Origin of the sequence: Rhizobium sp. SL42, from assembly GCF_021729845.1 — a bacterium.
Lineage (GTDB): Bacteria > Pseudomonadota > Alphaproteobacteria > Rhizobiales > Rhizobiaceae > Allorhizobium.
In genome coordinates this window covers 4,016,774-4,031,781 of record NZ_CP063397.1, presented here as the reverse complement: position 1 = coordinate 4,031,781, position 15,008 = coordinate 4,016,774, and the positions used below count along the sequence as shown (strand labels likewise).

13 protein-coding genes are annotated in these 15,008 nt (G+C 58.9%); 1 reads left to right on the top strand and 12 read right to left on the bottom strand.

Annotated elements, in window-relative coordinates; translation table 11 throughout:
• Positions 1-82 precede the first annotated feature (82 nt).
• Entirely contained in the window at positions 83-736 is a 654-nt protein-coding gene (locus tag IM739_RS19030; RefSeq protein ID WP_237369221.1) for a helix-turn-helix transcriptional regulator, read from the bottom strand.
• 928 nt (positions 737-1,664) lie between these two features.
• Between IM739_RS19030 and IM739_RS19025 the strand changes: the two genes are divergently transcribed.
• Positions 1,665-3,281 (top strand): chemotaxis protein, encoded by a 1,617-nt coding sequence (locus IM739_RS19025; RefSeq protein WP_237369220.1) that lies wholly within the window; start codon positions 1,665-1,667, stop codon positions 3,279-3,281.
• 9 nt (positions 3,282-3,290) lie between these two features.
• Here the strand turns inward: IM739_RS19025 and IM739_RS19020 are convergent, their stop codons facing one another.
• The 11 genes from IM739_RS19020 to IM739_RS18970 form a co-directional block, all read right to left on the bottom strand.
• The gene (locus IM739_RS19020) at positions 3,291-4,016 is read right to left on the bottom strand and encodes a ParA family protein (protein WP_237369219.1); all 726 of its coding nucleotides are present in this window, start codon (positions 4,014-4,016) and stop codon (positions 3,291-3,293) included.
• A gap of 152 nt (positions 4,017-4,168) precedes the next feature.
• Positions 4,169-5,254 carry a protein-glutamate methylesterase/protein-glutamine glutaminase gene (locus IM739_RS19015; protein ID WP_237369218.1) on the bottom strand — a complete coding sequence of 362 codons (1,086 nt, stop codon included), beginning with the start codon at positions 5,252-5,254 and terminating at the stop codon, positions 4,169-4,171.
• Positions 5,255-5,261: 7 nt separating this feature from the next.
• Positions 5,262-6,113, bottom strand: a complete 852-nt coding sequence (locus tag IM739_RS19010; RefSeq protein ID WP_237369217.1) for a CheR family methyltransferase — start codon at positions 6,111-6,113, stop codon at positions 5,262-5,264.
• Positions 6,114-6,124: 11 nt separating this feature from the next.
• The gene (locus IM739_RS19005) at positions 6,125-6,625 is read right to left on the bottom strand and encodes a chemotaxis protein CheW (protein WP_237369216.1); all 501 of its coding nucleotides are present in this window, start codon (positions 6,623-6,625) and stop codon (positions 6,125-6,127) included.
• A complete protein-coding gene (locus tag IM739_RS19000) occupies positions 6,622-8,439 on the bottom strand; it encodes a methyl-accepting chemotaxis protein (RefSeq protein ID WP_237369215.1) in 1,818 nt (605 codons plus the stop codon). The genes IM739_RS19005 and IM739_RS19000 overlap by 4 nt, the downstream gene beginning before the upstream one ends.
• Before the next feature lie 171 nt (positions 8,440-8,610).
• Complete coding sequence (locus tag IM739_RS18995; protein WP_237369214.1) at positions 8,611-10,311, bottom strand: methyl-accepting chemotaxis protein; 1,701 nt, start codon at positions 10,309-10,311, stop codon at positions 8,611-8,613.
• Positions 10,312-10,332: 21 nt separating this feature from the next.
• Positions 10,333-10,848 (bottom strand): chemotaxis protein CheW, encoded by a 516-nt coding sequence (locus IM739_RS18990; RefSeq protein ID WP_009110004.1) that lies wholly within the window; start codon positions 10,846-10,848, stop codon positions 10,333-10,335.
• Positions 10,845-12,860, bottom strand: a complete 2,016-nt coding sequence (locus tag IM739_RS18985) for a chemotaxis protein CheA (RefSeq protein WP_237369213.1) — start codon at positions 12,858-12,860, stop codon at positions 10,845-10,847. Before IM739_RS18985 ends, IM739_RS18990 begins: the two co-directional genes overlap by 4 nt.
• Positions 12,857-13,225 carry a response regulator gene (locus IM739_RS18980; RefSeq protein WP_113142410.1) on the bottom strand — a complete coding sequence of 123 codons (369 nt, stop codon included), beginning with the start codon at positions 13,223-13,225 and terminating at the stop codon, positions 12,857-12,859. Before IM739_RS18980 ends, IM739_RS18985 begins: the two co-directional genes overlap by 4 nt.
• A complete protein-coding gene (locus tag IM739_RS18975) occupies positions 13,222-13,536 on the bottom strand; it encodes an STAS domain-containing protein (RefSeq protein WP_237369212.1) in 315 nt (104 codons plus the stop codon). The genes IM739_RS18980 and IM739_RS18975 overlap by 4 nt, the downstream gene beginning before the upstream one ends.
• A gap of 8 nt (positions 13,537-13,544) precedes the next feature.
• A complete protein-coding gene (locus IM739_RS18970) occupies positions 13,545-14,666 on the bottom strand; it encodes an HD-GYP domain-containing protein (protein ID WP_237369211.1) in 1,122 nt (373 codons plus the stop codon).
• Between the last annotated feature and the right edge of the window lie 342 nt (positions 14,667-15,008).

The following is a 15,008-nucleotide window of genomic DNA, read 5'->3' as shown; positions in this document are numbered from 1 at the left end:
ATATTAGCAATTGTAATTCGAATAACGCGAAGTAGCGCGACAGAAATTTTCCATCGCGCTGTTATTTTTTCATCGAATAATATTAATACTGAAGCCAGCCGACGCTTATTGCGTAGTTGACGATGTCTGATCTCGTTCGAAGAGATAGTTTTTTTGTTGCGCGATATTTATACGTTTCAACAGTTTTCGTGCTTAACTGAATGTCTGCAGCGATTTCTTTCATCGCTTTTCCAAGTGCGACATAGCGCAAGACAAGTTCTTCCTGCGTGGAGAGCTTGCCTTGTTCGGATTCTGAGATTGCATTGTTGGGATTTCCGCTTTCGGACAAAGCGATCACGGATTCATCTATGACGATGTCGCCGGCGTGTATACTCTTTATCGCACGCAATAGCTTCGGGCTTGCAACCGTTTTGGTGACCACGCCGGAGTATCCCTTGGCGATGTATGTCTCACCCGGCAAGGTGTCGCGCGCATGGCAATAGGCAATGATGCGTGTCATGGCCTGAAGTTCTTTCAAGTCCATCTCGCCGTCGTTCAGGGCCTGATCGAGGAAGCCAGGATCGGCGACGATAACATGCGGCACCAGGCGCTTGATCGCTTCTGCCAGATTAATGTCCCTTTGCGTCAGCGCGAGTGCTTTCAGCTGTCGTGTCGAATTTATCAGAAAGCTCAGGCCGTCCACCAGGACCGGGTTCTCGTCCAAAACAAGGACCCTTATCTTGCTAGTGTTTTCCATTGCAGCTCCAATCGATCGACTTTGCCACAAATTCTCCAAACTGACCGATGCGCTCGGGCGAACGTGTTCGCAAATGACAAGCTTTGGCCAAAACATGTTCGGAGAGAACGCAGGGAGTGTCAAGATGCTGCGACGCGGCAAGAATTACGCCCATTATGTTGTTGTGCAACATAACTAAGTTGCTCGTCATTGTGCTGATACGGGAAATTCCTTTTTCTATCAATAAATTAGGCAAGTATCGCCAAAGGTGACGGGGATCACTATGTTCGGCTGGACTGCCACAGGTTGCTCTCTTTAGAGGTGAAACGGGCTTTTTGTTTCGAAAAAGCACATGGCCTATAAGGAATGACAGGTGACATTTCTCCAGCATTTCGTGCCCGAAGGTTCTGTTGACGAATGCCAAGTCATGGCTCGTCAATTCCCTTCACGGCATCAAAAAATCGCGCGCGAAACCCTCATCGCACGAACTTCCGGTTGGATCGCGAATTGCTCGCGACTGATTTGCAGTGTCATATCGTCGCTATCAGGCGAAATTGCAGCAACGTGATTTTATGTGATCGGACGCTTGGCTTGTGGCGGGCGCAATCGCGGCCTTCGCCGGCCGCCAATGGCCAGCACCTCTTGCCGGGAGCCTGCACATTTTGCTTGATCGAATGACGAATTGCTGACGTAAAACCATTAACTGTAAAATCCATCACAGGTCGCATTGGTCCAAATTCGCAATTTGTCGCGGCCTGAATTTACTACTCTTTTTACAGTGTCGGCTAAGTTGCCCCTACAAAGTAGTGTAGGGTGTGTTGTGAAGCATAATTTCAAGCTTACGACAGTTGGTCCAGACTTGCGGACGGACTTGGTCTCAAAACTCAATCTGGCTCATTCGGCGATCGAGAGGTCATTTCTCGACGCGGGCGCCGTTCTTGTTTCTGTGATGGAAATATTGAACGGACTGGTCGATATCCTCGATCGCCTGACGAATACCCTCGACGGTGAGACCACGGCGTCAACGGTCAAGGGGCTGCGCAGTACCGTTTCGGATCTGGCGCTCCTGCCGAAGATAGCGGAAGCAAGGCATACGAAATTTGTCGAGATTTCCGACATTTGCTATTCGAGCAGCCTTCACCTCGATGACATGCGCGAGACCATCCGCTATCTGCGTACCTTCGCCATCACGGTGAAGATCACCGGTGCCGGGCTTGCCGAGTTCGCTGAATTTGCCGATGAAATTCGCGACCGAGTGCAGTTCGGTGCGGAGGAGGTGGACAAGTTCGTCGCACAGCTGGGCGTAATGCGCGCGCAGCTGCAGACGGCGCGTGATTTTGCCGAAGGCATCCGCAGCGATTTCGATGCCACGGTTCCCCGCATTGTCAGCAACCTCGATCAGAGTTCCAGTCGCATCGCACAGCAATATGCGCAGATGTCCGCCGTTGCCAGCGATGTCAAGCAGGTGACAGGGCGTGTGCAGGGCAAGATAGCCAGCGTGCTTTCCGGCCTGCAGATTGGCGACATCACCCGCCAGCGCATCGAACATGTGCAGAGCACGTTCGAAATGCTGGACGCGTTTCTGGCCTCGCCGGAAGGTGGCGCGCTTTCCGCGCGGGAGATCGATGATCTGAACACGGTCATTCTCCATCTGTGCCATGCTCAGCTCGATGAGACGCTGGTCGATTTCCGTCGGCAATGCCGTGGTATCTCGAGCAATATTGCGAGCTTTTCCGCTGATGCTTCGCAGATCCTCGTCCTGCGTGACAAGGTGACATCCGAAGGTGGCGGCGAAGAACACAATGCGCTGAAATCGATGGAGGCTGATCTGAGGATCGGTTGCGAGCTTGCGGAACGCGTCCGCGACCGTAGTGGCGAATCGGATTCAGTCGTCGGTTCGGTGACTGCGACGGCCCAGCATCTGTTGAAGGGGATCGAAGTCATTCGTTCGATTAAGACCGATATCCACTACATGGCTCTCAACTCAAACCTGCGCTGTTCGCGCCTGGGGGATGCGGGGCGTTCGGTGAATGTGGTCAGCGGCGAACTTCGGCTTTTCGCCGGCAAGCTTGAGACGCCGGCCGATGCGATCGTGGCCGATCTTCATGCCGTGGAAGCGGCGACACAGTTCCTGTCTGGTGAAGCGACCGCTGATATCGGCAATCTCGGCGAGCCGCTGCGCCATGCGCTGGCGGCCGTCCAGACCGTCGGCGCGGAGATGGAAAAGGGACTGCAGGAATTCGCAATCGAGGGGCAGGCGGTGTTTGCGCGCATCAGCGCAGCCGCAACCAAGCTTGATTTCGAAAGCGAGCTTGGCGGTGTTCTCGATCAGTGCCTCGGCCTGGCCGCGCACATGGCGGCCGACACTCTTCCGGATACATATGATCTCGCCTCGAGGATCGAGCCGCTTTCATCGGGTATCTTCCGGATCTATACGATGGCGCAGGAAAGAGACATTCATCTGCGGTATCTGAATGTGAACTCTGCGGGCTCTGCTGCCCCGGCCGAAACGGCCAAAGCGGAAATCATGGATGACGACGACTTGTTCGCCGACGCCCTTTTCTGACCTGCTATTCTAGGCCGCGTGCTCCAGCCGTCCGAGCGTTCGGGTGGCGAGCAGCACCTGCTCGGTTGTCTGCGCCAACGGCACGAGCTTCAACACTTCATCCGCATAGCGTTCGGCGTTGAGGATCGCCTTGCCGAGATTGCTGACCTTCGCCGGATCCATGCGATGCAAATAGGCGTGAAAATCGAACATATCGCGATAAGCGGAGCGCTCGATGATCGGTGTGTCGAGCACATGCACGCGCTGTTCGGTCAAAAGTTGCTTGACGGCCTGCAGCGCACGCGTGGTCACAAACGAATTCACCCGCGAAAGGACCACGGAGTGGGCGATGCGGATGCCGGCTTTCCGGTCGAGATAACGGAGCAGATCGAGAACCTGCGCGCCACCCTGCGCATCCATGCTGCTTCCCTGTACGGGGATCATCACATGGTCGGACAGGCCTATGGCGGTCGCCAGCAGGGGAGACTGAATTCCGGGAAGGTCAATGATCACATAGTCCCAGTCACGCTGGCATTCGGTTACGGTTCTCTGGATCGTGGCCATGGAGACAAATGTCTCGACGGTCAGGTTTGGCCGCTTCTCGGCGGTCTCAAACCATCTGGAGATCCAGCGCTGCGGATCGGTATCCAGAATGCAGACCCTGAAATCGCGCCGCACAAGTTCCGTTGCAAGGAGAAGGACGGCTGTTGTCTTGCCGGCGCCACCCTTGGAATTGGCGAATGTGATGACGGCCATGGTCTGCTCCTCGTCTAGACGCGTGAGCCGGAATCGCTCTCCAGGGCACAACCATCGTGCAGTCTTCACTCTTGCCAAACATGGTTAACAAAGAGGTAAAGTTGCGTAGGCAAGCTTGCAGAGGTGTCTGAAATATCGGGAAAATCCGCTGACTACCGGTGCTTGTCGGCACTCAGGATTTCTCTTGCGATGAGATCGAGAGAGACAATCTTGTCGACGCCGCCACGCGCGATCGCTTCCTTCGGCATGCCGAAGACGACGGAACTCGCCTCATCCTGAGCGAGGGTAAAGGCGCCGGCCTGGTGCATCTCCTCCATGCCGCGTGCGCCATCGTCACCCATGCCGGTCATGATGACGCCCATGGCATTGGAGCCCGCAGCCCGTGCCGCCGAACGGAAGAGGACATCCACCGACGGGCGGTGGCGCGAGACAAGCGGGCCGGTGCGCACAGACACGTGGTAGCGGGCGCCTTGCCGCTCGAGGAGGATATGCTTGTCGCCGGGTGCAATCAGGACGTGGCCGCGCAGGACCGGGTCACCGTCGACTGCCTCCTTTACCTCGACCTCGCAGAGGCTGTTCAGCCGCTTGGCGAAGGCTGCGGTGAAACGTTCCGGCATGTGCTGGACGATGACGATTCCAGGCGCGTTGGCGGGCAGTCGCTCCAGCATTTCGCGCAGGGCTTCGGTGCCGCCGGTCGATGCGCCAACGCAGACCACCATTTCGGTGGTGCGGGCCATGGCCTTGCCGGTCGGCGGCGGCAGGACGGCGTCTGCAGTCAGTTTGGCCGTCGGGCCGCCGGCTGCTCCCGAGCGCATGCGCCTCGTCGACCCGAGCCTCGCCTGGGCTGCACTTTTCACCACGTCGCAGATCCGAAGCGCCTGCTCGGCGAGATAGTCGGCCGCCCCGATCTTCGGTTTCAGGATGACATCCACGGCGCCGGCTTCGAGGGCCTGCAGCAGGGTTTCGGAGCCCGATTCCGTCAGGGAGGAGCACATCACCACCGGGATCGGCCGCTGCGACATCAGCTTGCGCAGGAAGGTGATGCCATCCATTCGCGGCATCTCGACATCCAGGGTGATAACGTCCGGTATTTCCTCTTGAATGCGCTTGGCCGCTATGAACGGATCCGAAGCCGCGCCGATCACCTCGATGGCGGGGTCCGACTGCAGAACTGCAGTCAGTGTCTGGCGCACCGAGGCGGAGTCATCAATGATCAGGACGCGGATCTTGTTGCTCATGAGGTCTTCAGATCCTTTTGAAGATCGTGTTCGCCACTTGGCGGACAGGAAGATCCAGGCCGGTCACGGATTCCGAGTGGCCAATGAAGAGATAGCCATCCTGAACGAGATTGGCGCAGAGTTGCGACAGGACGTGCTCCTGGGTCTTCTTGTCAAAGTAGATCAGCACGTTGCGGCAGAAGATCATGTGGAACGGATCGCCGACGGGGTAGGTCTTGTCCATGAAGTTCAACCGGCCAAAGCCTATTTTTGACCGCAATGCAGGTGTTATCCTGACGTTTGTCCGCTTTTTGTCCTTGGGCTGCATCACGTATTTCGCCATCATGTGTGGCGGGACCGGATCCAGTTGCTCCACCGGATAAATCCCGGCCTTGGCCGTCTTCAGTACATCCGTGGACAGGTCCGTTGCCAGGATGTTGAAGTCGCTGCCACTGTTTGCCTGGGCCGCTTCCGCCATCACCATGGCCATCGTATAAGGTTCGGCACCGGTGGAGCAGGCTGCGCTCCAAGCGCGCAGGCGGCGGATGCCGCGGTCTTTTAGCTCCGGCAGAACCACTTGTTCCAGATAGTTGAAGTGGTTGGGTTCGCGAAAGAAATCAGTCTTGTTGGTGGTGACTGCATCGATCAGATATATGCTCTCGTTCTGCAAGCCGCCGTGCTTGAAGAGGAAGTCGCAATAGTCGTTGAAAGTGGCAAGGCCGGTGGCGCGCAGCCGCCTGCGCAGCCGTCCCTCGAGCATCGTGACCTTGTTCGGAGGCATCTTGATGCCGCTATAGTCATAGATGAACTTCGCCAATAACTGATAATTGCGAGGACCCAGCGTGTCCTCGCCCCGTACCTGGGCTACGCCTGCATTCACCGAGTCACTCCTTAGCCAAAGGCCACTTGTTTTTCACTGCTGCCCAGCACATTCACGTCGGAATGTGAAAACAGCCGCGCCAGGTCGATGATCACGACGAAATCCGCCTCGCGCCGGACAACGCCGGCGATGTAGTCGGATCCCCAGCGTACACCGATATCCGGGGCCGCTTCGATCTGGTCACGCCGAAACGGCGTGACCTCGTAGACCTTGTCCGCGACCAGGCCGATTGCCAGCGTCTTGCCCTCGATCGGAATGTCCAGGACGAGGATGCGGGTATCATTGGTGCGGATCGTCCTCGACATTCCAAGCCGGACCCTGAGGTCGATGACCGGCACACCCTGGCCACGCACGTCGCGCAGCCCGAGCAGGTAGTCCGGACCATGCGGGATCTTGAACGGATCCTCGTGGTCCAGGATTTCCCGGACCACGGTGACGGGAACGGCGAAGATCTCCTCGCCGAGGCTGAATGTGACGAACTGGGATTCAGACGAGGCTGAGCTCATGATCATGCGCTTTCCCGGAAATCGGCGTCGTGTGCGTCAGGTCCACCCATCGACAGATCGAGGGCAAATCCCTTTGCGCGCGCCTGCTGGCTGGCGATTGAGTGGTCGGTTGCTGACGCCTTTCGCTGCGGCGCGGCGGCGGGGCGGTTCTGCGTTGCTGCGGGCCTGGCGACAATCTTTGCGGCCGCATTTTCGCGGGCGTTACGTTCGACCCGGAAGAATGCGATCGAGGTCTGCAGTTCCTCGGACTGGGCAGCCAGTTCTTCGGAGGTCGCGGCCATCTGTTCGGAGGCCGAGGCGTTCTGCTGGGTGACCTTGTCAAGCTGCTGGATCGCCTCATTGATCTGCGATGCCCCGACGTCTTGTTCGCGGCAGGCGGCCGAGATTTCAGAGACCAGCTCGGCGGTCTTGCGGATATCCGGAACCAGGCGGCCGAGCATTTCGCCGGCTTCCTGGGCTGCCTTGACCGTTTCACCGGACATCGAGCCGATTTCGGCCGCTGCCGACTGCGAACGTTCCGCCAGCTTGCGGACTTCCGATGCAACAACCGCAAAGCCCTTGCCGTGTTCACCGGCGCGCGCTGCTTCCACGGCAGCGTTCAGTGCGAGAAGGTCTGTCTGACGGGCGATTTCCTGGACGATCGAGATCTTCTCGGCAATCGTGCGCATCGCACCCACGGCGCGGTTGACGGCGTCGCCGGATGCCTCGGCATCCTTGGCCGACTGGCGTGCGATCTTTTCGGTCTGGGCGGCATTGTCTGCGTTCTGCTTGATGTTGGCGGCCATTTCTTCCATCGAGGCGGAGGCCTCTTCGGCGGATGCCGCCTGTTCGGTCGCACCCTGCGACAGCTGTTCCGAGCTTGCCGACAGTTCCTGGCTACCGGAAGAGACATTGGCCGCTGCCGAAAGCGCATCGGCGACCACGCCACGCAGGCGTTCAACCATGCTTTCCAGCGAGAGGCCGAGCGTATCCTTGTCGGACAGTGGCTTAGGCGTGACGACCAGGTCGCCATTGGCGATCAGGTCGGCGATGCGCGCGGTCTCGCGGAGGTTGCCGGTCATGCGCTGCATGGAATCGACCAGATCCTTGATTTCGTCGTTGGCCTTGTGGTCGATCTCCTGATCGAGATCACCGATTGCGACGGCATCGGCCAAGGTGCCTGCCTTGCGCAGCGCCTTGGAGATGTAGAGCGAGATCCAGATGGCTGCTGCGACCGAGATCACGATCAACAGGGTGGTTGCGGAAATGAGAATCAAACGCGACTGCGCATACTGGTCATTGGTCTCGGCGTCGGTCTGGGCGACACTGGCTGTCGCCGAAACGATCATCTCGTCGATGACTGTGATGGCCTTGTTCATCAAGTCGCGGCCAGTGCCCATCGAGATTGCGGCAGCCTGCAGGTTGGATTCGGTGGTGTTCGTGGTCGCCAGGTCAGCCATCTTTTCCTGCAGTGGCATATATTCCTCAACAATCGCGCGTAGCTCTGCTGCCTTCTTGCGGACCTGCTGATCAGCGGACAGGTCGAGCTTGTCGATTGCTGGGATCAGCTGTTGCTGGCGGGACTTGAGCGATTTCACGAAGTCCGCGATTTCGGTGGCATTGGTGTTGAGAATGGAATTCTTTTCGGCACGAACCATGCCATTGAACAGATCACTGACCTTCGAGACGTTGTTCATGTCGGCAATTGGCTCGCTAACCATCTGGCTGATTGCGGAATTCAGCGAGGACAGATTGTAGATGGCAAGCCCGGACATGACGCCGGCGAGGAGGATGATCGTCGCGAAGACGAGACTGAGTTTAAGCTTGATGGTCATTCGCATGGGAAAGAGTCCTGGCGCGTTTCGGGGCTGATGCCCCTTGATTGAATACGATATCGGTCTGCGCGACATCTGCGAATGATTCACGTCGCCGGCTGTGGCCGTCAGAGTTGTCTATAGCCGGCACCGAAATGCCGGCCGTTGGCGGAGCCATTATGGCTTCGCGGGGATGCTTCAGGCGCTCTGCTTGAAATGCGCGTCGTCTGCGTCCGGGCCGCCCATCGACAGGTCGAGGGCAAAGCCGTTGGCGCGGGCCTGCTGGCCGGTGATGCTGTTGTCACCGTGGGCGGGCTTGCGAACCGCTGCGGCCGCTGCCGGACGGGCAACTGGAGCCGCCGGGCGGGCTGCCGGTTTACGGATGGCGACAGGAGCCCGTTCGCCAGACCGGTCAACCCGGAAGAAGGCGATCGAGGTCTGCAGTTCCTCGGACTGGGCTGCCAGCTCTTCGGAGGTCGCGGCCATCTGTTCGGAGGCCGAAGCGTTCTGCTGGGTGACCTGGTCAAGCTGCTGGATTGCTTCATTGATCTGCGAGGCGCCGATGTCCTGTTCGCGGCAGGCTGCCGAGATTTCCGAGACCAGCTCGGCGGTCTTGCGGATATCCGGAACCAGGCGGCCGAGCATTTCGCCGGCTTCCTGGGCTGCCTTTACGGTGTCGCTCGACATAGCGCCGATTTCGGCCGCTGCCGACTGCGAACGTTCCGCCAGCTTGCGGACTTCCGATGCAACAACCGCAAAGCCCTTGCCGTGTTCACCGGCGCGCGCTGCTTCCACGGCTGCGTTCAGTGCGAGAAGGTCTGTCTGACGGGCGATTTCCTGGACGATCGAGATCTTCTCGGCAATCGTGCGCATGGCACCGACGGCGCGGGTCACGGCGTCGCCGGACGCTTCTGCGTCCTTGGCCGACTGGCGGGCGATCTTTTCGGTCTGGGCAGCGTTGTCGGCGTTCTGCTTGATGTTGGCGGCCATTTCTTCCATCGAGGCAGAGGCCTCTTCGGCAGCCGCAGCCTGTTCGGTTGCACCCTGCGACAGCTGTTCCGAGCTTGCCGACAGTTCCTGGCTACCGGACGAGACGTTCGATGATGCCGAAAGGGCATCGCCGACCACGCCGCGCAGACGTTCGATCATGGCGTTGACGTAAGTCAGCAGGTCGCCGATTTCGTCGTTGGACTTGACCACGGCCAGCTTGGTCAGATCGCCGTCAGCAACACTCTGGACCGAGCTGACTGCGTTGCGCAGACCGCGATTGATGGACAGTGCGATCCAGACTGCGGCCGCCAGGGCGATCAGCAGGGCGGCGCCGGCAACCGCGAGCATGACATTGCGCGTCTGGACATAGTCAGCACCGGCCGTCTCGTTGGCTTCTGCCAGTCGGCTGGTTTCCAGCTTGACGACTTCATCAAGCAACTCGTCGATTTCGCCGACTGTCGCACGATTTTCGTTTGTCGAAATGCGCAGGGCGCCATCGCGGTCGCCAGCCATCATCAGGGCCTGGATGCGGTCATCCTGTTCGCGATATTCGGTGGCCATGCCATCCAGCTTGCCCCAGAGGACCTTTCCCTGCTCCGTGGCCAGCAGCATGACGCTGTCGAAGGCCTTGTCGAAATCCTGACGCTGCTGGTTAATCTTGGCAGAATAGTCCCGCATGCTGGCAATTTCGGTCGCGAGCAGCATGTTCTTCTGCTGGCGCAGCTGCTGCAGCTGGGTGATGTTGAGTTCCTGGGCAAGCCGCAACCGGGTGGCCGGGCCTTTCACGACATTTTCGAGCGTGGTGTTCAGATCGCTGAGGCTCATGATGGCAATGGTCGCGGTGGCCATGAGCATGATGATGACAAAGCCGAAGGCGACTGTCAGCTTGAGTTTAATCGAGGCGCGCATGTGGTTTTTCCTTTGCTGCGACTAGTTCTTCGACGGGTCCGCCGCATGGCGCTCATGGCCGACGGAGAAGATCGTTTGAAGGTTGGGAAGAATGATGAATTCGCCGCCACGGCGGACGAGGCAGTCGATGAAGTCGGAACGCCAGCGCATGCCGATGCTGGGTGGCGGTTCGCTGGCAGTCTTCATCAGGGACGTGACTTCATGCACTTTGTCGGTGCGGATGCCGGTCAGCGTCGGTTCGCCATCGACATCCAGCTCGATCACGATGATGCGGCTGTCGATCGTCGGCTTTGTCGCCTCCATGCCGAAGGCAAGGCGGATGTCGGCAAGCGGAATGACCTTGCCACGGAAGTTGATGACGCTGCCGACGAAGGGCTTTGCACCGGGAACCGTCGTTTCGGGCAGGAGGTCGAGGATTTCCTGCACCATGACCGCCTCAAGCGCGAACATTTCACCGGCGATGTCGAAGGTCAGAACTTCGAGTTCCTCGCTGACGCCCCAGAGATGATCGGGTATCTTACGTGCTGCTTCGCTCATCCTGCTGCGCGCAAATGCGCCTCCTGTTTCTGGCCTTCCAAGACGAGGTGTCCCACGTCGAGGATGAGAGCCACGTCGCCGTCACCCAGGATCGTGGCGCCTGAGAAGGTCGCAACGTCGTGATGCAGTTTGGACATGGCCTTGATGACGGTCTGGTGGTCGCCTATGATCTGGTCGACGACGAGACCGACGCGTTCGGAACCCGTCGAGATGACCACGACCTTCTGGAAGGGGTCGGGTTTGCTGCCGGTGCGGAACAATTCGCGCAGGCGAAGGTATGGAACCAGGCTGTCACGCAGCGATATGAAGCTGCGGCCACGTGAGCGCATGTCGTCTTCGACGGAAAGTTCGAGGCATTCCTCGACGGCGGAGAGCGGAATGACATAACGGCCATTGCCGACGCGAACCAGCAGACCATCGATGATGGCAAGCGTCAGCGGGATCGACAGTGAGACTTCCGATCCTTCACCAGGGTGGCTGACAACATTGATGGTGCCGCGCAGCGTATCGATCGTACGCTTGACGACGTCCATGCCGACGCCACGACCGGAAAGGTTGGTGACTTCCTGCGCTGTCGAAAACCCCGGCTGGAAGATCAGCTGGAGCAGTTCCTGGTCCGAAAGGACCGCGTTCGGCTGGATCAGGCCCGAGGCTTCCGCCTTGGCGCGCACGCGGTCACGATTGATCCCGCGACCGTCGTCCTTGATGGTGATGATGACCTCGCCGGCCTGCTGGCGAGCCGAGAGCTGGATGCGGCCTTGCGGCGACTTGCCGGCGGCGCGGCGTTCGTCCGGCGGTTCAAGGCCGTGGTCGCAGGAATTGCGAACCAGATGAACCAGCGGGTCGGCCAGTCGTTCGATGACGGTCTTGTCGACCTCGGTCGTTTCGCCTTCCGTCTCCAGCTCGATTGTCTTGCCGGTTTCGCGGGCAAGGTCGTGAACCAGCCGGCGGAAGCGGCCAAACAGGCTGCCGACCGGGACCATGCGCAAGACCATCATCGTGTCGCGCAATTCGCCGGACAGACGCTCGACATCTTCCGATACCGAGCGCAGCTGAATGTTGGCGCTGATATTGGCCAACTGCGACAGGCGCGACTGGGCAATGACCAGTTCGCCAACGCGGTCCATGAGTTCGTCCAGCCGTTCAGCCGGAACGCGGACGTTTTCAGCCGACTTGTTGGATTTGGCGTCTGCCGGGCCAGTGTTTGTCGCAGCCTGTTTCTTTTCCGCCGAGGGCTCCGCCACCGGTGGCGGTTCAGCCTGCTTCGGTGCCGGTTCGGTTGACGCTGCCGCCTTGATCTCTGTGATTTCCAGCTGCATGTCGTCCATGACGAAGATGAACACATCCTCGATCGCCGAATGTGGCTGTTCGGTTTCCAGCGTGATGGTCCATCCGAGATAAAGGGTTGTCGGATCGATCTCGGCAAGGCCGGGGATCGTGCTGGCATCGACGGTGATCGTGCACTCTCCGAGTTCGCGCAGTTCGTCCAGCAGGCCAAGCGGGTTGGTGCCGTTGGCCATAGCATTGTCGGGCAGGCGGAACTTGATGATCCAATTGGTAGACGCGGCTCTGGCCGGCGCGAGCGGGGCCGGGGCCGCTGCAGCTGCTACCGGCTGCGACGTTGCGGCATGGCCGTTCTTTCCGCCGACTGCCGCATGCAGCTTGGCAAGAAGCTTCTGGCTCATGTCGTCATGATCGCCATTCGGCTTTTCGACCAGGGCCTTCATGTGGTCCTGAGCTTCGAGAACGGCGGCAATCAGTTCGCTTGTTGCCTGGACCTCACCTTTTCGGACGCGGTCAAAGGCGGATTCGCAGTGATGCGTAAAGGCGGCGAGCGCCTCGAAGCCAAACATGGCTCCGGAGCCTTTCAACGTGTGCAGTCCGCGGAAGACAGCATCGATCTGGTCCTGATTGGACAGATCATGGAGGAGATCAAGCAGACCGCTTTCGATCTGTTCGAAGAGCTCCGCCGCTTCCGTCCTGAAGACCTGGATGGGGTCCATTGTGTTCATTTGCCCAGTACTTTCCTGGCGATCTTGACGAGCTGTTCAGGGTCGAAAGGCTTGGTGATCCAACCGGTGGCACCGGCTGCCTTGGCGCGGCTTTTCATGTCCGCATCGGATTCGGTGGTGAGGAAGATGATCGGGATGCCGGTGTGGGCCGGGGACTGACGCAACGCTTCGATCATCGCCAGACCATTCATGTTGGGCATGTTCAGATCGGTGACGATAAGGTCGAAGCTGGCGCTCTTGGCCTTGTTCAGGCCGTCAAGGCCGTCCACGGCTTCCGTAACCTTGTAGCCGGCATTGGTCAGCGCGATTTTTGTCGTCATCCGGATGCTGGCCGAATCGTCGACGGTCAGGATGTTCGCACTCATTGTATTTCCTTCCGATGTAACCAAAATTGAGAAAAGGCGGGGTCCATTTCCGAGAGAAAGCCGCCACGCTCGAGAACGTCGAACACACGACCATTCGCTGCAGTCTTGAGTGACAGGCGCTTGCCATGGGTGTCTGCATGACGCCGCGCTGCCTCGATCAACTGGATGAGGCTGAGATCGGCCTCGCAGCCGTCGGGAAATTCGACTTCGACCGCGTCATGCTTTTCAAGGGCGGCCAGAAGCTGTTCGCGGATGGGCGCCGCGTGGCGGATCGAGAGTGTGCTTGGCAGTGTCAATGGGTGGCTCGGCATGTCTCTTCCTAGGCTCGGTGAGTGGCGGTTGCTTTGGCCGGAGTTTCGTCCGGCCTCGCTGCGGACAAACGCGCGGTCTTTGCGCTGCGGATTTCGGCAAGGTCATCGCTTCCGGTCATCAGCGCCTCGATCGCCGGCCACTGGCGTTCGAATGCCGCGATGCAGGCCGGATCGAAATGTTTGCCGCTTTCTGTGCGGAGGTAGCCAAGTGCCTGTTGCGGCGCCCAGGCAGATTTGTATGAACGTTCGCTGCACAATGCCTCAAAGACGTCTGCGACAGCGACAATGCGTGCTTCGATCGGGATTGCTTCGCCGGCAAGGCCGTTCGGATAGCCGCTTCCATCCCACTTTTCATGATGGCCGCCGGCAATCTTTTCAGCGGTGCGCACCAGGTCGGAGGAGCCGTTCTCCAGGATCCTGACGCCTATCTGCACATGCTGCCGCATTTCGGCGATTTCGGCCTCGGTGAGGCGGCCCGGTTTGGACAGGATATTGTCAGCGATGCCGATCTTGCCGACATCGTGCAGCGGGGCCGCCAGATAGATCATCCGGCAATAGGCCTGGTCGAAGCCAAGCGCTTCTGCGATCAGCCGGCAGATATGGGCAACACGTGAGACGTGTTCTCCGGTGGAGCCATCGCGATATTCGATCGCGCGGGCCAGACGCCAGATGATTTCCTCTTCACGGATTGCCAGCTTTGCCGTGGCGCTGTTGACCAACCGTTCCAGACTTTTTGCCTGATCGGCCAGATCAAGCTGGGCCTGGCGCAGCGTCAGCAAATTGGCGACGCGCGCGCGCAATTCAACGCCGTCGAAAGGCTTGCGGAGAAATTCGGTTGCTCCCTCTTCGATCGCTTCGATGCGGATGCTGCGCTCGGTTTCCGACGTCACCATGATAATCGGTACATGCTGATAGGACGGGCGTGCACGCAGTTGACGAATGACTTCGACGCCGTTCATCCGAGGCATCGTGTAGTCGACCAAAACCAGGTCAAACGGTGTGGACTTGCACGCTTCCAGTGCCAGCACCGGGTCGAGAAAGGCTTCGACATGGATATCCACCAGCCCCAGGAGCGATGTTTGTATCGCTGCGAGCACAGACTTGCTGTCATCTATCAGAATAACGCGCACGGGTTCTCCGGCCGGCCGAAGGGCTGGCAAAAATTTGGGCACACTGTCCCCTGATGCGAAATGCCATTGGGCACGCCGCCTGGAGAAGGGCTAATTGGTCAGATTGCGAGGATCGAGTTGCTTCATGCAGCCGCTGGAACCGGGGCGTGTACTGTTGCGCCGTTTGAATCCGATTCCTTGCTACAATTTTGACTAGCAGAGTTAAAAGAGGTTTAAGGGCCGACGTGAATAGTCGTTGCGACTGGGATCAAAATCCCGGGTGGGGAAGATCGCCGTCGATTTGCTCATTTTTAGACGCGATGCGAAGAGCAAGCCACGAACGCGCATGCATAATTCACGCGA

Bases quoted from the DNA above. Each gene is read 5' to 3' on its own strand.
- IM739_RS19030 (WP_237369221.1), bottom strand. From the start codon at position 736: ATGGAAAACACTAGCAAGATAAGGGTCCTTGTTTTGGACGAGAACCCG.
- IM739_RS19025 (WP_237369220.1), top strand. From the start codon at position 1,665: ATGGAAATATTGAACGGACTGGTCGATATCCTCGATCGCCTGACGAAT.
- IM739_RS19020 (WP_237369219.1), bottom strand. From the start codon at position 4,016: ATGGCCGTCATCACATTCGCCAATTCCAAGGGTGGCGCCGGCAAGACA.
- IM739_RS19015 (WP_237369218.1), bottom strand. From the start codon at position 5,254: ATGAGCAACAAGATCCGCGTCCTGATCATTGATGACTCCGCCTCGGTG.
- IM739_RS19005 (WP_237369216.1), bottom strand. From the start codon at position 6,625: ATGATCATGAGCTCAGCCTCGTCTGAATCCCAGTTCGTCACATTCAGC.
- IM739_RS19000 (WP_237369215.1), bottom strand. From the start codon at position 8,439: ATGCGAATGACCATCAAGCTTAAACTCAGTCTCGTCTTCGCGACGATC.
- IM739_RS18995 (WP_237369214.1), bottom strand. From the start codon at position 10,311: ATGCGCGCCTCGATTAAACTCAAGCTGACAGTCGCCTTCGGCTTTGTC.
- IM739_RS18990 (WP_009110004.1), bottom strand. From the start codon at position 10,848: ATGAGCGAAGCAGCACGTAAGATACCCGATCATCTCTGGGGCGTCAGC.
- IM739_RS18985 (WP_237369213.1), bottom strand. From the start codon at position 12,860: ATGAACACAATGGACCCCATCCAGGTCTTCAGGACGGAAGCGGCGGAG.
- IM739_RS18980 (WP_113142410.1), bottom strand. From the start codon at position 13,225: ATGAGTGCGAACATCCTGACCGTCGACGATTCGGCCAGCATCCGGATG.
- IM739_RS18975 (WP_237369212.1), bottom strand. From the start codon at position 13,536: ATGCCGAGCCACCCATTGACACTGCCAAGCACACTCTCGATCCGCCAC.